Raw genomic sequence first — 19,158 nt, forward strand, 5'->3', positions numbered from 1 at the left:
CAGGAACGTTACGCCGACACCTTCTCTTCCGCATCCGGCAGCTTCGGCACCAGCACGGTCGGTTTGTTGTCGATACGCGTCACCAGCAGCTGGTCGATGCGGTAGTTATCAATATCCACCACCTCAAACTTGTAGCCGGAGAACTTCACCGAGTCGGTGCGTTTCGGGATTTTACGCAGCATAAACATCATAAAGCCGCCGATGGTCTCGTAGTTTCCGGACTGCGGGAACTCGTCGATATCCAGCACACGCATCACGTCTTCAATCGGCGTGCCGCCATCAATCAGCCATGAATTATCGTCACGCTGAACAATCTGCTCTTCCAGCCCCTGGCCTACCAGGTCGCCCATCAGCGTGGTCATGACGTCGTTGAGGGTGATAATACCCACCACCAGAGCGTATTCGTTCATGATCACCGCGAAGTCTTCCCCGGCGGTTTTGAAACTTTCCAGCGCTTCTGAGAGCGTCAGGGTGTCCGGCACAATCAGGGTATTGCGGATCTGCACGCCGCTGTTCAGTGCCAGGCTCTGGTTCGCCAGCACGCGGTTCAGCAGGTCTTTGGAGTCGACGTAACCGATGATGTGGTCGATATCTTCATTACAGACCAGGAACTTGGAGTGCGGATGCTGCGCCACTTTGTTCTTCAGGCTCTGCTCATCTTCATGTAAATCGAACCAGATAATGCTTTCACGGCCCGTCATGGAAGAGGGCACGGTACGGGATTCCAGTTCGAATACGTTCTCAATCAGCTCATGTTCCTGCTTGCGCAGCACCCCGGCCAGCGCGCCGGCCTCCACGACCGCATAAATATCGTCAGAGGTGATGTCGTCTTTACGCACCATAGGTAGCTTAAAGATGCGGAAAATGACGTTTGCCAGGCCGTTGAAGAACCACACCAGCGGGCGGAACACGAACAGGCAGAAGCGCATCGGGTTGATGATACGCAAAGCCACAGCTTCTGGCGCAATCATACCGATGCGTTTCGGGGTCAGGTCGGCGAAGAGGATGAACAGCCCGGTCACCAGCGAGAAGGAGAGGATAAAGCTCAGCTGTTCGGCCAGTTCGGCGGACATGTACTGCGCAAAGAGGCTATAAAACGCCGGGGAAAACGCCGCATCGCCCACGATACCGCCGAGAATGGCGACCGCGTTCAGACCAATTTGCACCACGGTAAAGAACGTACCGGGATTTTCCTGCATTTTGAGAATGCGTGAGGCGTTGATGTTGCCTTCGTCGGCAAGCAGCTTCAGTTTGATTTTACGGGACGCGGCCAGCGAGATCTCGGATATCGAGAAAAATGCACTGACGGCAATCAGACAAAGTATTACTAAAATACTGTTTAACATAGTTTATCCGGCTTCTCGCCAGATCCTCAGAAGGGGAGTTGATACCATTTGTGTGGAAACACATTGAACACCAGCTCGTAGCGTTGAGCCGATTATTTCAGCGGGTAGTATAGCGTAAAGAGATGTAAATCTGCCAGAGGTCACATTTTTGGCATAAAACAGACCGGACAGCGGGCGCTGTCCGGTACATCGCGTTATTTCACGGTAGACAGGCGGACATCGCCCACCGCCCGACGGGTGGCATCGCCTCCCCATACCTGATCGTATTCATAGCCCGTGAGCTGCTTAATCACCACGCGGGTGCTAGCGTCGCAGTCGCGGTAATCGCCACCCAGCTTACGGCGCGCAATCTCCTTGAGGAGCAGCTTGTGCGTCTCACGGGTGAGCTTGAACCTGTAGGTGGTGAAGAAGCTTACCGCCAGCAGAGCTGCCGTTGCGAAGATCATCAGGCCGATAATCGCCCCCAGCGCGCTTTCAGGCTGCGCGCCGCTGCCCTTCACAAAGCCGGATTCCTGCAGCACCAGGCCAATAATCATGATGGCAATCGCCACGGTGCTCTTGCGGGTCAGGACCATCACCCCGGCAAAAATCCCTTCGCGGCGCTGCTGGGTCACCATCTCGTCAATATCCGGAATGAAGCTGTAGATATTCCACGGAATATAGTAGAGGCCAGAGCGGGCGGCACCGAGCAGAATAAAGACCGCGGAGAACAGCAGCGTCGGTACCTGCGTTTTGGTGAGGTAGACCGTAAACAGGAAGGCCAGCACCAGGAAGATACAGCCGTAGGAGAGCCGCAGGGCGGCAGACGGCGTGACGTTCAGCCGGTTCAGCAACAGCATAAACCCATAGGTGCCGGGTACCGAGGCGAAGGCCGCAATGCTCAGCCAGCCGGATACCGCAGCCGCATCCTGGCTCAGACAGTACACGACATAATAGGTAAACACCGAACCGAACACGTCCATCGCCGTGAACGAAAAGATATAAATAATAATATGCAGGCGGAACGCGCGGATACGGAAGGAGGAAAAGAGATCCAGCACCAGATATTTGAGGTGATTCAGTAGCCCGCCGCTGCGCTGGTTATCCACTTTAAAACTGGATTCCTGCTGCACATCCTTCGCTTCCCAGGTGGTGAACCAGGTAATAAATACCGCAAGGCAGAACACGCAGGAAAATATCAGCCCGGTGAGGGTATAGGTAAACGGATTATCTTTCCCCGTGAACTGCATAATCACCCCGGGAACGGATACCGCAAGAAAACCGCCCAGCTGGGAGCAGATCATCCGCACGCCGGACAGGCGGCTACGTTCTTCATACCGGTTCGTCATTTCAGCCGCCAGGGTCTCCCAGGGAACCAGCACCATCGCCGACAGCAGCTCAATAGAGAGGTAGGTGCCCAGGTAGTACCAGTAACCCATGTCCGTCAGCCATAACAGGGCATACAAAAACATGAGCGGTGAACTGAGTAATAAAAAGAAGCGGCGACGGCCAAATTTACGCCCGAGCCAGGTATCCCCGAAGTTATCGGTGATATAACCCATTATCGGGCTTAATAGCGCATCAATCACGCGGGCAATGGCGAATATTGATCCCGCTTCAATGACTGAGAGTCCGCAATAGGTGGTGTAAAAAAATAACAGCCAGGTGCCGATAATGGCGAAAGCGCCTCCGCCAAAAAGATCGGTTACGCCGTAGCCGAGCGCTACGCCATAACCCACTCTACGTTCAGTTGGTTTGACCATAATAATATCCAGTGTAGGGTAATGATTAACCCGTTTTCGGGTCGTTTTTTTATTGAGTGCTGGAATACAAATTACGTTCTAGTTATTGATATCTATCCATTGTCTTAATTGAGATGAGCGGTAAATAGCCTCCACAAGCGTGAGTGAATGTCCGGCTTCACGGATGGTGGTGTAATCCGTGTGCCCCGGGTGGGTGATTGCGTGATAAAACCGGCGGATCGCCTGCTCGTGCCCCAGCCCCCAGTAGCTTTTGACCGAGCCGTCGGGAGAGTCATCGCTGGCCAGCCTGAGGCGCTCGCCGCGGGTGATGCACCAGAGCACGTTGTTATTCAGCAGCAGCGAGCCCTGTTCGCAGTGGATCTCCATCAGAAGCGCGGAATCGGTGGTATTGCAGTTGCTGGCGTAAAACAGGCCGCGCGCGCCGTTGGCAAAGTGCAGCGTGGCCATTGCGCTGTCTTCCCCTTCGGTCACGTCCGCCAGCTCGCCGCTGTCCACCACGCCTTTCACGCGCGTTACGCCACCGGCAAACCACTGCATCAGGTCGAGGGTATGAATGGCCTGGTTGATCAGCAGGCTGCCACCTTCCGTTGCCAGCCGCCCGCGCCACGGGCTTTCGGTGTAGTACGCGCCCGAGCGTGACCACGTCAGCACGGCCTTAATGCTGAGCATTTTCCCCAGCCCGCCCTCCTCCAGCATCTGGCGAATGCGCAGGCTGGTGGGGTTGAGGCGATTCTGGTAGCACACGCCGAGCAGACCCGACGCCTGTTCGGCGGCGCGGGTGATATCCACGAGTTCGCTGCTGTTCATGCCCACCGGTTTTTCGCAGAAAACATGTTTCCCGGCGGCGAGCGCCGCCAGGATCATGCTTTTATGCTCGAAATGCGGCGTGCAGATGTGGACCACGTCGATGGCATCATCCAGCAGCATTTCCCGGTAATCCTGATAGAAGCGGCACTGATAGCGCATTGCCAGCTCCAGCCCTTTGACGCTGTCGATGTCGACCAGCGCGCGTAGCGCGACGTTGGGGAGCAGGCGCAACGCATTCACATGGCAGCCGTGAATCGCTCCGGCACCGATAACCGCCGTGTTCAGGATCGTCATTGTCGCCTCCCGTTATTCCGTCGCGTTGGCCAGCATCTGGGCCTTCACGCAAAGCTCGGCCGCTTTGAAGGCGTGCGCCTGCGTCATGGCGTTTTCGGTACGATGCAGACAGTCGAGGATCAGTTCGCCAAAGAACGGGAACCCGACCTGTCCGGCGACCGGATAGCGGAATTCCCCCTCTTTATTGACGAGATAAACCACGTCCTGCTCGCCGCGGGTGAGATCGACATATTTGCGGATCTCGATATACCCGTCGGTGCCGAGCAGCGTCAGACGTCCATCGCCCCAGGTTGAGAGTCCGTCGGGGGTGAACCAGTCACAGCGGAAATAACCGCTGGCGCCGTTTTCGCCCCTGATTGTTGCGTCACCGAAATCTTCGAATGCCGGATGCTGTGGATGGTTGAAATTGCGTGCCTGACTGGCGACCACGGTGGCGTTACGGTTGCCCGTGTAAAACAGAAATTGCTCAATCTGGTGGCTGCCGATGTCGCACAGAATGCCGCCGAAGTAGCGACGATCGTAGAACCAGTCCGGGCGGCCGGTCCCTTCCCGGTGCGGGCCTGTCCCCAGGGTTTGGACGACGCGGCCAATGGCCCCCTGCTGCACCAGCTGTCCGGCAAACACCGCGCTCTCCACGTGGAGACGTTCGCTGTAGTACACGGCGTATTTCCGGCCGGTTTTCTCAACCATCGCTTTGGCATCCGCCAGCTGTTCAAGAGTGGTGAGCGGGGCTTTATCCGTGAAGTAGTCCTTGCCGGCCGCCATCGCTTTCAGCCCCAGCGCGCAGCGCTCAGACGGGATGGCCGCACCGGCCACCAGGCGCACTTCGTCGTCGTTGAGTATCACCTCCAGCGACTCCGCCACGTTGACCTGCGGGTATTGCTGGATAAATTTATCCACTTTTGCCGGATCGGGGTCGTACACCCACTTCAGCGTGGCCCCGGCTTCAATCAGGCCGTTACTCATGCCATAGATATGGCCGTGGTCGAGCGCGGCAGCGGCAAAAACAAACTCCCCCTCGCGGACGACCGGCTGAGGTTTACCCACCGGCGCGTAGTTCATTCCGTCATTTTTGTTCATGGTGTCACTCCTTAATCCAGGTCTTTGCCAAGGGGAATCGCACCCACTTCGCTGAAGTTGGCGACGCTTGCGGATTTTTCATAAAAACGGGGAGCGTGGGCGCTCGTCCCGCCGGTACGGTAAAACGGGTCGTCGCGCTGAATCGGCAGCGAGACCACGGTGCGGGTAATGGCGGATTTATAGATCGCGGCGATCAGCTCCAGCGAGCGTTTGCCCTGTAACCCATCCACTAACGGTGCCGTGCCGTGCTCGATGGCAGAAAGCAGGTCATTAATCTGCCCGGCGTGCAGCGTCCACTCGAGCTTCGGCGTCTGCTTAAACACCGCGTCGAGCTGCGCTTCGCGCTGCTGGTCGTGGGTTTCCTGCGGGAAGCCGTTATCGGCGCTGACGCTGGCAAAGGCCTGCCATGGCGCGGAGATGCGCGCCTTCTCACCCTGAATGATGATTTTCTGATCTTCCCCGTGGTGCACGACCGAGGCGGTAAGCTGGGTGAGCGCACCGCTGGGGTATTTGAAGATCGCGGCGCTAAGGTCTTCGACTTCAGCGTTGTCGTGCGCCACGTTGGTCATCATCGCCACCACCTCGGACGGAAAGCCCAGCATCCACTGAATGGCGTCGATGTGGTGAACCGCGTGGTTAAGCGTGCAGCCGCCGCCCTCTTTTTCCCAGGTGCCGCGCCACCAAAGGTCGTAATAGCAGTGTCCGCGCCACCAGAAGGAGTCCACCTGCGCGTGGCAAACCTTGCCCGCAAGTTCCGAATCCAGCGCTGCTTTTAAGCGCCAGAAGGCATCGGTAAAGCGGTTTTGGGCAATGATGGAGAGCATTTTGCCGCTGGCCTTTTGTGCGGCGATCATCGCGTCGCACTCCTCCAGCGAGGCGGCCATCGGTTTTTCGCACAGCACGTGGCAGCCCGCGTTCAGGGCATCAATGCTGATCTCTGCGTGGACGTAGGGCGGCGTGCAGACGTCGACGATATCGATATCCGGCTCTGACGCCAGCATCTGCTGGTGGCTGTCATACACGCGTGCGTCCGTCAGGCCGTAGCGCGCTTTTTTCTCGTGGGCTTTTTCCGGATAAATATCAACCAGCGCGACGATCCGGCAGCGTTGGCCAAACTGCAAATAGCCCTGAATATGGTTGTGCGAGATATTCCCTGTTCCCACAATAGCGACATTTAACATTGATTCTTCTCCGGAGTTACCAGGTGCCTGAGGCGTCCAGCGTGACGCTGGCTGTCTCTTTAGCCACTGAGGTGCTGATGCGTTGTTGAAGCAGGCGCAGATACTGTTTTTCGTTGAGCGGGAACTCGACCCAGTCGTCTGTCCAGGTGGAGAGGTGCATGGCGTTGGAGAGCGTCAACCCGTGGATCCCTTCCAGACCCGGCGCAATGAGCGGCTCGCCGCGCAGGATGGCGGCACAGAAGTTGGCGGTAATGACGTGGTGTTCGCTGCATTCCGGGGCCACGGGAAGCGTGACCTCCCAGCATTCAGGCTCGCCAAAACCGTTCTGCCAGCGGGCGTTGAAGGCGGTTTCAGATTCCCGCAGCCGCCAGTAGCGCAGCTTGCCCTCTTCGACGACCACCTTGCCGCGATCGCCGACGATTTCCAGCCGGTTGGTTCCCGGCGTTTCCGCCACGGTGGTGATGAACACGCCCGTCGCGCCGTTGGCATATTCGGCGTAGGCGGTGACGTCGTCTTCCACTTCGATATCGCGATGCTTGCCGAACTGGCAGAACGCGCGCAGACGGACCGGCATACCGACCAGCCACTGCCAGAGATCGAGCTGGTGCGGGTCCTGGTTGAGCAGCACGCCGCCGCCTTCTCCTTTCCAGGTGGCGCGCCAGCCGCCGGAGTTGTAATAGCTCTGCGAGCGATACCAGTTGGTGATGATCCAGTTGGAGCGGCGGATCTCACCCAGCTCGCCGCTGTCGATCAGATCTTTCACCTTCTGGTAGAGCGGGTTCGGGCGCTGGTTGTACATGATGCCGAACACCACATCGCACGCCTGGGCGCAGGCGTTCATCTCCTGTACCTGGGCGGTATACACGCCCGCCGGTTTTTCACACAGGGTGTGGATGCCGTTGCGCATCGCCAGCATCGACAAGCGCGGATGCTCGTAGTGGGGCGTAGCGACAATCACCGCGTCGATAAGCCCGCTCTGGAGCATCTCCTGCGCGTCGCTGAACACGGGGAGGGTGCCGACCAGCTGGCGAATGGCCGGATGCTTTTCCAGCGCATTATCACAAACTGCGGCAAGGCAGGCGTCGCTGACCGTACCCGCCAGTAAATAACGCGCGTGGACCGTACCGATATTACCTATTCCAATAATGCCAAAACGTACCTTCTCCATGTCACACCTTAATTTCAGTTGAAATGAGTGATGACCGGAAAATAGGAAAGGGGAGCGGTAGCGACAATGTGTTTTTGTGAGAATACTCGCAAGGTGATTAAGTAATCTCCAGGCGTTTTGAAATTTGGTTTTAAAATCAAAGGACTGTTTCTGCAAATATTTGCAAAAACTGAATGAGAGCGAGGTCACACTATGCCGGGCAAGTTAAAAATGGAGGAAATTGCGGCTCTGACGGGCTATTCCGTCAGCACGGTTTCGCGGGTATTAAGCGGCAAGTCTTACACCAGCGATAAAGCCAGGGAGGCGATCGTTCGCACCGCGCGGGAGCTCGGTGTGCTGGAGTCTATGGCGAGCGGAAGACTGCTCATTAACGGTATCGCTGTTTTTGCACCGGAAAGAACCTTTCAGGGACGCGGGGATATTTTTTATCTGGAAGTGACGAAAGGAATTGCTGAAGCCTGCGCGCGGCATAATGTGTGGGTCACGTGCTGTGGTTTAGAAGAGCAGCACGCCGATGTGAAAGTCTTTATGGAAAAGGCCAGCCATAAGAATATTAACGCGATAATTATTATTGGCACTGATGATTCCACCATATTTAAACTGGCAAGCACCCTGAATAAGCCCTGCGTGTTAATTAATTCCGTTGACCGGGATCGGGTACTGGATTCCGTGTCACCCGATCACCGGGCGATCGGCTTCACCACCATGCAGTACCTTTTCGAGCAGGGGCATCGCCGCGTGCTCACGCTCACCTGCCTGCGGCGGGATACGCTGTACGCGCGTCTGGACGGCATCAAAGAGGCGTACCGTCATTTTCATGTCGCCTTCGATCCCCAGCGCGATTTGCTCGTGACGGAGTGGTTTACCGCAGAAGAGGCCGAGCAGGCGCTGGATGCGTGGTTAGTGAATCATGACCGCTCGCAGTGGCCGGAGGTGATTTTCCCGAACAGTACCAGCATGACGGAAGGGGTGGTAAGGGCGTTGACGCGACACGGGCTGCGCATTCCGGAAGACATTTCGCTCATCACGACCGATTTTGCATGGAATTTAGCGCACCGTCTGGAAAAACCGGTCACGGGCGTGACGGTGCCCTGCCGCGAGCTGGGAATTGAGGCCGTTCACCTGCTGCAAACGCGGCTCAACCGACCGCAGGCACCGGTCTTTAACCTGCTGTTGCAGGGCAAAGTGATGGATTACGGCTCGGTCAGCAATGCCACGCGCCACGCGGCTCGCGTGGCGCTGGATCAGTGATCAGGCCAGCTGTGGCGGCAGGCAAACGCCGATGCCTCCGATGCCGCAGTAGCCGTACGGGTTTTTATGCAGATACTGCTGGTGATCGTCCTCGGCGTAGTAGAACGGTTTCGCCGTCGCGATTTCCGTGGTCACCTCGCGCGTATCGCCCGCCTCACGCATGGCCTGCTGAAAACGCTCCAGGCTGGCGCGCGCGGCGGCATCCTGCTCAGGGGTGAGCGGATAGATAGCCGAACGGTACTGCGTGCCGTGGTCGTTGCCCTGACGCATGCCCTGCGCCGGGTCGTGATTCTCCCAGAAGACCTGCAGGAGCTGTTCGTAGCTGATTACCGCAGGGTCATAGACCACGCGTACTGCTTCCGCATGGCCGGTTTCGCCGGAGCAGACTTCGCGGTAGGTTGGATTCGGCGTGTAACCGCCCGTGTAGCCGGCTGCCGTGCTGTAAACGCCGGGCAGCTGCCAGAAGAGGCGCTCAACGCCCCAGAAGCAGCCCATGGCGAACAGGGCGATTTCCATGCCATCGGGCACGTTGGTCATAGAATGGCCATTGACGGCGTGTAAGGTCGCTACAGGCATAGGGGTGTTGCGTCCCGGTAATGCATCAGTTTGTGAAACCAGATGCTTTTTGTCGAATAAACTCACGATGGGGCCTCCCGGGGTGCGATGTTTCAGTTAAGGTTGTCACGAAGCGTTTAATTGAACACAATAAATGCGCTGAATGAGACTAGATTTAATCATAAGAAATATTTGGGTGTTACACCCATTTTCAACCCGCGATTCGGGTTTTTGGCCAACAGGCCGTATTTTGCCGCGGAGCGGCACTTCATTTGCTTCCAGGGTGGAAACAGGGATATTCAGGAGAAAACGTGACAAAAATCCGCCAGTTATGTTTAGTCAGTGTGTTGCTGACAAGCGGGATTGCCAGCGCGGCGAATGTCCGTTTGCAGGTTGAGGGGTTATCCGGGGCGCTACAAAAAAACGTACGTGCGCAGTTATCGACCATCCAGAGTGATGAGGTGACGCCGGACCGGCGTTTTCGCGCGCGCGTCGATGATGCGATCCGCGAGGGGCTGAAAGCGCTGGGTTATTACGAACCCACCATTGATTTTGACCTCCGTCCGCCTCCAAAGAAGGGGCGCCAGGTTCTTATTGCCCGCGTTTCGCCGGGCGAGCCGGTGTTGATTGGCGGCACGAACGTTATCCTGCGCGGCGGGGCGCGTACCGACCGGGATTACCTGGACCTGCTCAGCACGCGGCCGAAAATCGGTACCGTGCTTAACCACGGCGACTACGACCATTTCAAAAAAGAGCTGACCAGCGTTTCCCTGCGTAAGGGCTACTTTGACAGCCAGTTCAACAAAAGCCAGCTGGGCATTGCGCTGGCGCGACGTCAGGCCTTCTGGGATATCGATTACGACAGCGGAGAACGTTACCGCTTTGGCGACGTGACGTTCGAAGGTTCGCAAATTCGTGAAGAGTATCTGCAAAACCTCGTGCCCTTCAAAAAAGGGGACTACTACCAGTCGAGCGACCTCGGAGAGCTGAACCGACGCCTCTCCGCTACCGGCTGGTTTAACTCCGTGGTTGTCGCACCGGAATTTGATAAGTCACGCAAAACCAAGGTGTTGCCGCTGCATGGCGTTGTTTCGCCGCGCACCGAGAACACCATTGAGACCGGTGTGGGCTACTCGACGGACGTGGGGCCACGGGTGAAAACCTCGTGGAAAAAACCGTGGGTGAACTCGTACGGCCACAGCCTGACCACCAGCCTGAGCCTCTCAGCGCCCGAGCAGCAGCTGGATTTCAGCTACAAAATGCCGCTGCTGAAAAATCCGCTTGAGCAGTATTACCTTCTGCAGGGCGGTTTTAAGCGCACCGATTTGAACGACACCGAGCAGGACTCGACGACGCTTGCGGTCTCCCGCTTCTGGGATCTCTCCAGCGGCTGGCAGCGCGCCATTAACCTGCGCTGGAGCCTCGATCACTTTACCCAGGCTAACGTCACCAACACCACTATGCTGCTTTATCCGGGGGTGATGATCAGCCGCACCCGCTCGCGCGGGGGCCTGATGCCGACCTGGGGCGACTCACAGCGCTACTCCATCGATTATTCCAACACCGCCTGGGGCTCCGACGTGGACTTCTCCGTCTTTCAGGCGCAAAACGTCTGGATCCGCACGCTGTACGATAAACATCGCTTTGTGATGCGCGGCAATCTCGGCTGGATTGAAACGGGCGATTTCGAGCGCGTTCCGCCGGATCTGCGCTTCTTCGCCGGGGGCGACCGCAGCATTCGCGGGTATAAGTACAAATCGATCTCACCTGAGAACGAAAAGGGCCAGTTGACCGGTGCGTCAAAACTGGCGACGGGCTCGCTGGAGTACCAGTACAACGTCAGCGGAAAGTGGTGGGGCGCCATGTTTGTTGACGGCGGTGAAGCGGTGAACGATATCCGCCGCAGCGACTTTAAAACCGGCGCGGGCGTCGGCGTGCGCTGGCAGTCACCCGTCGGGCCCATCAAGCTCGATTTCGCCGTGCCGGTGGGTGACAAAGATGAACACGGATTACAGTTTTACATCGGTCTGGGGCCTGAATTATGAGTTTATGGAAGAAAATAAGCCTCGGAGTGCTGATCTTTATCGTGCTGCTGCTCGGTACGGTGGCGTTTCTGGTAGGAACGACGACCGGGCTGCATCTGCTGTTTAACGCCGCGAACCGCTGGGTGCCGGGGCTGGAAATTGGCCAGGTGACGGGCGGCTGGCGCGACCTGCGCCTGAAGAACATCCGCTATGAGCAGCCGGGCGTGGCGGTTAACGCCGGGGAGTTTCACCTGGCGGTGAAGCTGGGCTGTTTGCGGGACAGTAAGCTCTGCGTCAACGATCTGTCGCTAAAAGATGTCAACGTGGCGATAGACTCGAAGAAAATGCCGAAGTCTGCGCCGGTTGAAGAAGAGGACAGCGGCCCGCTGAATCTCTCCACGCCGTACCCGATCGCGCTTTATCGGGTCGCGTTCGATAACATCAATATCAAAATCGACGATACCACCGTGTCCGTGATGGATTTCACCTCCGGCCTGCGCTGGCAGGAGAAAAACCTCACCCTGACGCCAACGTCCCTGCAGGGCTTATTGATCGCGCTGCCGAAAGTGGCCGACGTGGCGCAGGAAGAGATCGTCGAGCCGAAGATCCAGAACCCGCAGCCGGAAGAGAAGCCGCTGGGCGAAACGCTGAAAGACCTCTTCTCGAAGCCAGTGCTGCCGGAAATGACCGACGTTCATCTGCCGCTGAACCTTAACATTGAGGAATTCAAAGGCGAACAGCTGCGTCTGACGGGCGATACCGACCTGACGGTCTATAACATGCTGCTGAAGGTCAGCAGCATTGACGGCAACATGAAGCTCGACGCGCTGGATATCGACACCAACCAGGGCTCGGTGAATGCGTCAGGTAATGCCCTGCTGCGCGACAGCTGGCCGGTGGATATCACGCTGAATAGCACCCTGAACATCGACCCGCTGAAAGGCGAGAAAGTGAAGGTCAAGGTGGGCGGGGCGCTGCGCGATAAGCTCGATGTTGGCGTGAATCTCTCCGGCCCGGTGGATATGGCCCTGCGTGCGCAAACCCAGCTGGCGGAAGCCGGGCTGCCGCTTAATCTTGAGGTTGTCAGCAAGCAGCTTTCCTGGCCGTTCACCGGCGAAAAGCAGTTCCAGGCCGATGACCTGAAGCTGAAGCTGAGCGGCAAGATGACCGACTACACGCTCTCGTTCCGCACCGCGGTGAAGGGGCAGGGCGTGCCGCCCGCGAACATCACCCTGGATGCGAAGGGCAACGAACAGCAGGTCAACCTCGACAAGCTGACCGTCGCGGCGCTGGAAGGTAAAACCGAGCTGACCGCGCTGCTCGACTGGCAGCAGGCGATCAGCTGGCGCGGCGAGCTGAAGCTGACGGGCATTAACACCGCCAAAGAGGTGCCGGACTGGCCGTCGAAGCTCGATGGCCTGATTAAAACGCGCGGCAGCCTGTACGGCGGCACGTGGCAGATGGACGTGCCGGAGATCAAGCTCACCGGGAACGTGAAGCAGAACAAGGTAAACGTTGAAGGCTCGGTGAAAGGCAACAGCTATCTGCAGTGGGTTATCCCGGGCCTGCACGTGGCCCTGGGGCGCAACACGGCGGATATCAAAGGCGAGCTGGGGGTGAAAGATCTTAATCTGGATGCCACCATCGACGCGCCGAATCTGGATAACGCCCTGCCGGGGCTTGGCGGTACGGCGAAGGGGCTCGTGAAGGTGCGCGGCACGGTAGACGCACCGCAGCTGCTGGCGGATATCACCGCCAATAACCTGCGCTGGCAAGAGCTGAGCGTTGCCCGCGTCCGCGTGGAAGGGGATGTGAAATCCACCGACCAGATCGGCGGTAACCTGAACCTGCGCGTGGAGCGCATTTCTCAGCCGGACGTGAACATCAGCCTGGTCACCCTGGACGCGAAAGGGAACGAGAAACAGCACGACCTCCAGCTGCGGGTGCAGGGCGAGCCGGTCTCCGGCCAGCTTCACCTGACCGGTAGCTTCGACCGCAAAGAGGCGCGCTGGAAAGGGACGCTGGATAACACCCGTTTCAATACGCCGGTCGGGCCGCTGGCGCTGTCGCGCGCCATTGCTCTGGACTACCGCAACGCCGAGCAGAAGATCAGCATTGGGCCGCACTGCTGGACCAACCCGAATGCGGAACTGTGCGTGCCGCAGACCATCGATGCGGGCGCGGAAGGGCGCGCGCAGATCAACCTCAACCGCTTCGATCTGGCGATGCTAAAACCGTTTATGCCGGAGACCACGCAGGCGAGCGGCGTCTTCAGTGGGAAAGCCGATGTCGCCTGGGACACCACCAAAGAGGGGCTGCCGCAGGGTAGCGTCACGCTGTCCGGGCGTAACGTGAAGGTGACGCAGGAGGTGAATGACGCGCCGCTGCCAGTGGCCTTCGACACCCTGAACCTGAGCGCTGACCTGCATAACAACCGTGCGGAGCTGGGGTGGCTGATTCGCCTCACCAATAACGGTCAGTTTGACGGGAAGGTTCAAATTACCGACCCGCAGGGACGGCGAAATCTGGGCGGCAACGTTACTATCCGCAACTTCAACCTGGCGATGGTGAACCCGATTTTCGCACGCGGGGAAAAAGCCGAGGGCATGGTGAATGCCAACCTGCGCCTGGCGGGCAATGCGCAAAGCCCTCAGCTGTTCGGCCAGCTGCGCCTCAGCGGCGTGGATATTGACGGCAACTTTATGCCGTTTGACATGCAGCCCAGCCAGATCGCCATGAACTTCAACGGCATGAGCTCGACGCTAAGCGGCTCGGTACTGACGCAGCAAGGACAAATCAACCTGAGCGGCGACGCGGACTGGAGCCAGCTCGATAACTGGCGCGCCCGTATTGCCGCGAAAGGCAGTAAGGTGCGCATCACCGTACCGCCGATGGTGCGTCTGGACGTCTCGCCTGATGTGGTCTTTGAAGCCACGCCAAGCCTCTTCACGCTTGACGGTCGCGTCGACGTGCCGTGGGCGCGCATCGTGGTTCACGATGTGCCGGAAAGTGCGGTCGGCGTCTCAAGTGATGAAGTTATGCTCAATGAAAATCTGAAACCTGTCGAACAGAAGAGCGCTGGCATACCGATTAATAGTAACCTTATCGTGCACGTGGGGAATAACGTGCGGTTGGATGCGTTTGGGCTGAAGGCGAGGCTTACGGGCGACCTGAAGGTGGCGCAGGATAAACAAGGGCTTGGCCTGAACGGGCAAATCAATATTCCTGAAGGGCGTTTCCACGCTTATGGTCAGGATCTGATTGTCCGTAAAGGCGAGCTGCTGTTCTCCGGTCCACCGGATCAGCCCCTGCTGAATATCGAAGCGATTCGTAATCCGGAAGCGACGGAAAACGACGTCATTGCTGGGGTACGCGTCACCGGTTCTGCTGACGAACCGAAGGCGGAGATCTTCTCTGACCCGGCGATGTCCCAGCAGGAAGCCCTCTCTTACCTGCTGCGTGGACAAGGTCTCGACAGCGGTCAGAGCGACAGTGCGGCGATGACCTCGATGTTAGTGGGGCTGGGGGTTGCACAAAGTGGGCAGGTTGTGGGTAAAATCGGCGAGACGTTCGGCGTAAGCAATCTGGCGCTGGACACCCAGGGCGTGGGTGACTCCTCGCAGGTGGTGGTCAGCGGCTATGTACTGCCGGGTCTGCAGGTAAAATATGGTGTGGGGATCTTTGACTCACTGGCAACACTCACGTTACGCTATCGCCTGATGCCTAAGCTATATCTGGAAGCAGTGTCCGGCGTAGACCAGGCACTTGATCTGCTCTATCAGTTTGAGTTTTAGCAATGCGAATATTTGTCTACGGCAGTTTACGAACCAAGCAAGGCAACAGTCACTGGATGACCAATGCCCTGCTGCTGGGGAATTACAATATCGAGAACTACCAGTTGTACAGCCTGGGCCACTATCCAGGCGCGGTTCCCGGCGAAGGAACAGTACAGGGTGAAGTTTATCGTATTGATAACGCGACACTTGCCGAACTTGATGCCTTGCGCACCAGGGGCGGTGAATACGCGCGCCAGTTGATCCAGACGCCGTACGGAAGTGCGTGGATGTATGTCTACCAGCGTCCGGTCGAAGGGTTAACGCGGATTGTAAGCGGTAACTGGTTAGACAGAGACCAGTACTGAAAAAAAACAACGCCACCGTGAGGTGGCGTTGTTTTTTTACGCCTCTTGCCGGAGGCGCTGCGCTTACCCGGCCTACATGTTCCAGCCACAAAAAAGCCCCGGCATGCGGGGCTTTTTTTAATCGGCACTAAGAATTACTTCTTAGCAGCGCGTTCGAAAGAGGCGATGATTTCCGCTTTCGCTGCTTCTGCGTTGTCCCAGCCGTCAACTTTAACCCACTTGCCTTTTTCGAGGTCTTTGTAGTGCTCGAAGAAGTGAGTAATCTGCGCTTTCAGCAGCTCTGGCAGGTCGTTCACATCTTTGATGTGATCGTATTCTTTGCTCAGCTTGGTGTGCGGTACCGCAACCAGCTTCGCATCTTCACCGGATTCGTCGGTCATTTTCAGCACGCCAACAGGACGGCAGCGAATCACTGCACCTGGCTGCAGTGGGTATGGCGTTGGGACCAGCACGTCAACCGGATCACCGTCCAGAGACAGGGTGTGGTTGATGTAACCGTAGTTGCACGGATAGAACATCGCGGTAGACATGAAACGGTCTACGAACAGGGCGCCGCTCTCTTTGTCCACTTCGTATTTGATCGGATCTGCGTTAGCCGGGATTTCGATAACTACGTAGATGTCTTCTGGCAGTTCTTTACCTGCTGGGACGTTGAGTAAGCTCATGTCGGTGTCCTTTAAAATGGATGGTAAACAAGTGGCAGGTATTATAGCCAACTCGCGCTGAATGTCTCCGCCTGTTTTCGCCTTCTCTCCACGTTATTCCCACTTTTCAGACCGATTCCATGACAGAAAAATCCATAAACTCAGCCGCATTTTTCATGGAGAAATGAAAGCGATTACAAACTTGTGATTAACGTTTTATTCACTTTTCTGAAGTGTGATGTAACGCAATTCGTTACATATTTCATGGGCTATAGTCATTCCGCAGAACATCTTTTAACCAACAATAACTCACCCTACGAGGACGTTCATATGTGGAAGCGCTTACTCCTGGTCACAGCCGTTTCGGCAGCCATGTCGTCTATGGCGATGGCCGCTCCCTTAACCGTAGGTTTTTCGCAAGTCGGCTCTGAATCTGGCTGGCGAGCGGCAGAAACCAATGTGGCGAAAAGCGAAGCTCAGAAACGCGGTATTACCCTGAAAATCGCCGATGGTCAGCAAAAACAAGAGAATCAGATCAAAGCCGTGCGCTCCTTTATCGCCCAGGGCGTGGATGCCATCTTTATTGCCCCCGTCGTGGCGACCGGCTGGGAACCCGTCCTGAAGGAAGCGAAAGACGCTGAGATCCCGGTCTTCCTGCTCGATCGTTCCATCGACGTCAAAGACAAATCTCTCTATATGACCACCGTGACGGCCAACAACGTGCTGGAAGGGCAGTTAATTGGTGACTGGCTGGTAAAACAGGTCGACGGCAAGCCGTGTAACGTCGTTGAGCTGCAGGGTACCGTCGGGGCGAGCGTGGCTATCGACCGTAAAAAAGGCTTTGCTGAAGCCATCGCGAAAGCGCCAAACATCAAGATTATCCGCTCTCAGTCCGGCGACTTTACCCGCAGCAAAGGTAAAGAGGTCATGGAGAGCTTCATTAAGGCTGAAAACAACGGCAAGAACATCTGCATGGTTTACGCCCACAACGATGACATGGTGATCGGTGCGATTCAGGCCATTAAAGAAGCGGGCCTGAAGCCGGGCAAAGATATCCTCACCGGCTCTATCGACGGCGTGCCGGACATCTACAAAGCGATGATCGACGGCGAAGCCAACGCCAGCGTGGAGCTGACGCCAAACATGGCGGGCCCGGCATTCGACGCGCTGGAGAAATTCAAGAAAGACGGCACGATGCCGGAGAAAGTGACGGTCACCAAGTCCACCCTCTACCTGCCTGATACGGCGAAAGAAGAGTTAGAGAAGAAGAAAAATATGGGCTACTAAGACCCGCGCCCCTCACCCCAGCCCTCTCCCCGGAGGGGAGAGGGAGAAAGGCAGGGCGGAGCTGGATATTAACAACTGGCACGATCAATCCCCTCTCCCCTCCGGGGAGAGGGTCAGGGTGAGGGGGAAACCATGACCACTGAACAACACCAGGAAATCCTCCGCACAGAGGGCTTGAGTAAATTCTTTCCCGGCGTAAAGGCGCTGGATAACGTTGATTTCAGCCTGCGGCGCGGGGAGATCATGGCGCTGCTGGGCGAGAACGGCGCGGGAAAATCGACGCTGATTAAATCCCTGACCGGTGTTTATCACGCCGACCGCGGCACCATCTGGCTGGAAGGCAACTCCATTTCGCCTAAAAACACCGCCCATGCCCAGCAGCTGGGGATCGGGACGGTCTATCAGGAAGTGAACCTGCTGCCGAATATGTCGGTGGCGGATAACCTGTTTATTGGCCGTGAGCCACGACGCTTTGGCCTGCTGCGCCGTAAAGAGATGGAGGCGCGGGCGACAAACCTGATGGAATCCTACGGCTTCTCCCTCGACGTCCGCGAGCCGCTGAACCGCTTTTCCGTGGCGATGCAGCAGATCGTCGCCATTTGTCGCGCGATCGATCTCTCCGCAAAGGTGCTGATCCTCGACGAACCCACCGCCAGCCTCGATACCCAGGAAGTGGAAATGCTCTTTACCCTGATGCGCCAGCTGCGCGATCAGGGCGTCAGCCTGATCTTCGTTACCCATTTCCTCGATCAGGTGTATGAGGTGAGCGATCGCATTACGGTGCTGCGCAACGGCAGCTTTGTCGGCTGCCGCGAAACCCGCGAGCTGCCGCAGATCGAGCTGGTCAAAATGATGCTGGGCCGTGAGCTGGAGACCAACGCCCTTCAGCGCGCGGGCCGCACGCTGCTGAGCGAGAAGCCGGTCGCCGCGTTCAGCGATTACGGTAAAAAAGGGGTCATCTCGCCGTTTAACCTTGAGGTGCGGCCAGGCGAAATTGTCGGGCTGGCGGGCCTGTTAGGCTCGGGTCGAACCGAGACCGCCGAGGTGATCTTCGGGATCAAGCCGGCCGACAGCGGCAGCGCGCTGATCAAGGGCAAACCGCAAACCCTGCGATCGCCGCATCAGGCCTCCTGTCTCGGCGTCGGCTTCTGCCCGGAGGACCGGAAAACGGACGGCATTATTGCCGCGGCCTCGGTGCGGGAAAATATCATTCTGGCGCTACAGGCCCAGCGCGGCTGGCTGCGGCCGATCCCTCGCAAAGAGCAGAACGCCATTGCCGAGCGGTTTATCCGCCAGCTCGGCATCCGCACCCCGAGCGCGGAACAGCCCATTGAATTTCTCTCCGGCGGTAACCAGCAGAAAGTGCTGCTGTCGCGCTGGCTGCTGACCAAACCCCAGTTCCTGATCCTCGACGAACCGACCCGCGGTATTGACGTGGGGGCGCACGCCGAAATTATCCGGCTTATCGAGACCCTGTGCGCTGACGGTCTGGCGCTGCTGGTCATTTCGTCCGAGCTGGAAGAGCTGGTGGGTTATGCCGATCGCGTCATCATTATGCGCGATCGTAAACAGGTGGCAGAGATCCCGCTGGATAAGCTGTCCGTTCCGGCGATCATGAATGCCATCGCGGCATAAGGA

14 protein-coding genes are annotated in these 19,158 nt (G+C 57.4%); 6 read left to right on the forward strand and 8 right to left on the reverse strand.

The window, feature by feature from the left end; all coding sequences use genetic code 11:
- Nucleotides 1-8: 8 nt before the first annotated feature.
- The 6 genes from V1572_RS05145 to V1572_RS05170 form a co-directional block, all read right to left on the reverse strand.
- Nucleotides 9-1,346: a hemolysin family protein gene (locus V1572_RS05145; protein ID WP_008501429.1), complete on the reverse strand. Its 1,338-nt coding sequence runs from the start codon at nt 1,344-1,346 to the stop codon at nt 9-11.
- Nucleotides 1,347-1,540: 194 nt separating this feature from the next.
- Entirely contained in the window at nt 1,541-3,088 is a 1,548-nt protein-coding gene (locus V1572_RS05150) for an MFS transporter (RefSeq protein ID WP_252077652.1), read from the reverse strand.
- 78 nt (nt 3,089-3,166) lie between these two features.
- Nucleotides 3,167-4,189, reverse strand: coding sequence for a Gfo/Idh/MocA family protein (locus tag V1572_RS05155; RefSeq protein ID WP_126534171.1), 1,023 nt, complete (start codon nt 4,187-4,189; stop codon nt 3,167-3,169).
- A 12-nt stretch (nt 4,190-4,201) separates the two neighbouring features.
- Complete coding sequence (locus V1572_RS05160; protein ID WP_048027907.1) at nt 4,202-5,269, reverse strand: Gfo/Idh/MocA family protein; 1,068 nt, start codon at nt 5,267-5,269, stop codon at nt 4,202-4,204.
- Between the two features lie 11 nt (nt 5,270-5,280).
- Nucleotides 5,281-6,450: a Gfo/Idh/MocA family protein gene (locus V1572_RS05165; protein WP_196347116.1), complete on the reverse strand. Its 1,170-nt coding sequence runs from the start codon at nt 6,448-6,450 to the stop codon at nt 5,281-5,283.
- A 16-nt stretch (nt 6,451-6,466) separates the two neighbouring features.
- Nucleotides 6,467-7,618, reverse strand: a complete 1,152-nt coding sequence (locus tag V1572_RS05170) for a Gfo/Idh/MocA family protein (RefSeq protein WP_262779833.1) — start codon at nt 7,616-7,618, stop codon at nt 6,467-6,469.
- Between the two features lie 192 nt (nt 7,619-7,810).
- Here V1572_RS05170 and V1572_RS05175 point away from each other — a divergent pair, with 192 nt between their 5' ends.
- Entirely contained in the window at nt 7,811-8,869 is a 1,059-nt protein-coding gene (locus V1572_RS05175) for a LacI family DNA-binding transcriptional regulator (protein ID WP_048027913.1), read from the forward strand.
- Here V1572_RS05175 and msrA read toward each other — a convergent pair whose 3' ends face one another.
- The gene (gene msrA, locus V1572_RS05180) at nt 8,870-9,511 is read right to left on the reverse strand and encodes a peptide-methionine (S)-S-oxide reductase MsrA (protein WP_045908042.1); all 642 of its coding nucleotides are present in this window, start codon (nt 9,509-9,511) and stop codon (nt 8,870-8,872) included.
- 224 nt (nt 9,512-9,735) lie between these two features.
- Here msrA and tamA point away from each other — a divergent pair, with 224 nt between their 5' ends.
- From tamA to V1572_RS05195, 3 genes are read left to right on the forward strand one after another with little or no spacing between them, the layout of a single operon-like run.
- Nucleotides 9,736-11,469: an autotransporter assembly complex protein TamA gene (gene tamA / locus V1572_RS05185; protein WP_045908043.1), complete on the forward strand. Its 1,734-nt coding sequence runs from the start codon at nt 9,736-9,738 to the stop codon at nt 11,467-11,469.
- Nucleotides 11,466-15,242 carry an autotransporter assembly complex protein TamB gene (tamB, locus tag V1572_RS05190; RefSeq protein WP_395299750.1) on the forward strand — a complete coding sequence of 1,259 codons (3,777 nt, stop codon included), beginning with the start codon at nt 11,466-11,468 and terminating at the stop codon, nt 15,240-15,242. Before tamA ends, tamB begins: the two co-directional genes overlap by 4 nt.
- Nucleotides 15,243-15,244: 2 nt before the next feature.
- Complete coding sequence (locus tag V1572_RS05195; RefSeq protein WP_014830431.1) at nt 15,245-15,589, forward strand: gamma-glutamylcyclotransferase; 345 nt, start codon at nt 15,245-15,247, stop codon at nt 15,587-15,589.
- Nucleotides 15,590-15,723: 134 nt separating this feature from the next.
- On the opposite strand, the gene ppa is transcribed toward V1572_RS05195, so the two are convergent.
- Nucleotides 15,724-16,254 (reverse strand): inorganic diphosphatase, encoded by a 531-nt coding sequence (gene ppa / locus V1572_RS05200; protein WP_008501423.1) that lies wholly within the window; start codon nt 16,252-16,254, stop codon nt 15,724-15,726.
- 309 nt (nt 16,255-16,563) lie between these two features.
- On the opposite strand from ppa, the gene ytfQ reads away from it, so the two are divergent.
- The gene (gene ytfQ / locus V1572_RS05205; protein ID WP_014882271.1) at nt 16,564-17,520 is read left to right on the forward strand and encodes a galactofuranose ABC transporter substrate-binding protein YtfQ; all 957 of its coding nucleotides are present in this window, start codon (nt 16,564-16,566) and stop codon (nt 17,518-17,520) included.
- 132 nt (nt 17,521-17,652) lie between these two features.
- Nucleotides 17,653-19,155 carry a galactofuranose ABC transporter, ATP-binding protein YtfR gene (gene ytfR / locus V1572_RS05210; protein ID WP_395299751.1) on the forward strand — a complete coding sequence of 501 codons (1,503 nt, stop codon included), beginning with the start codon at nt 17,653-17,655 and terminating at the stop codon, nt 19,153-19,155.
- Nucleotides 19,156-19,158 lie beyond the last annotated feature (3 nt).

This window comes from Enterobacter quasiroggenkampii (assembly GCF_043972695.1).
Taxonomy (GTDB): domain Bacteria; phylum Pseudomonadota; class Gammaproteobacteria; order Enterobacterales; family Enterobacteriaceae; genus Enterobacter; species Enterobacter quasiroggenkampii.

What these genes read in the sequence shown, in the direction of transcription:
- V1572_RS05145 (WP_008501429.1), bottom strand. Translation starts at nt 1,346, where the DNA reads ATGTTAAACAGTATTTTAGTAATACTTTGTCTGATTGCCGTCAGTGCA.
- V1572_RS05150 (WP_252077652.1), bottom strand. Translation starts at nt 3,088, where the DNA reads ATGGTCAAACCAACTGAACGTAGAGTGGGTTATGGCGTAGCGCTCGGC.
- V1572_RS05155 (WP_126534171.1), bottom strand. Translation starts at nt 4,189, where the DNA reads ATGACGATCCTGAACACGGCGGTTATCGGTGCCGGAGCGATTCACGGC.
- V1572_RS05160 (WP_048027907.1), bottom strand. Translation starts at nt 5,269, where the DNA reads ATGAACAAAAATGACGGAATGAACTACGCGCCGGTGGGTAAACCTCAG.
- V1572_RS05165 (WP_196347116.1), bottom strand. Translation starts at nt 6,450, where the DNA reads ATGTTAAATGTCGCTATTGTGGGAACAGGGAATATCTCGCACAACCAT.
- V1572_RS05170 (WP_262779833.1), bottom strand. Translation starts at nt 7,618, where the DNA reads ATGGAGAAGGTACGTTTTGGCATTATTGGAATAGGTAATATCGGTACG.
- V1572_RS05175 (WP_048027913.1), top strand. Translation starts at nt 7,811, where the DNA reads ATGCCGGGCAAGTTAAAAATGGAGGAAATTGCGGCTCTGACGGGCTAT.
- tamB (WP_395299750.1), top strand. Translation starts at nt 11,466, where the DNA reads ATGAGTTTATGGAAGAAAATAAGCCTCGGAGTGCTGATCTTTATCGTG.
- V1572_RS05195 (WP_014830431.1), top strand. Translation starts at nt 15,245, where the DNA reads ATGCGAATATTTGTCTACGGCAGTTTACGAACCAAGCAAGGCAACAGT.
- ppa (WP_008501423.1), bottom strand. Translation starts at nt 16,254, where the DNA reads ATGAGCTTACTCAACGTCCCAGCAGGTAAAGAACTGCCAGAAGACATC.
- ytfQ (WP_014882271.1), top strand. Translation starts at nt 16,564, where the DNA reads ATGTGGAAGCGCTTACTCCTGGTCACAGCCGTTTCGGCAGCCATGTCG.
- ytfR (WP_395299751.1), top strand. Translation starts at nt 17,653, where the DNA reads ATGACCACTGAACAACACCAGGAAATCCTCCGCACAGAGGGCTTGAGT.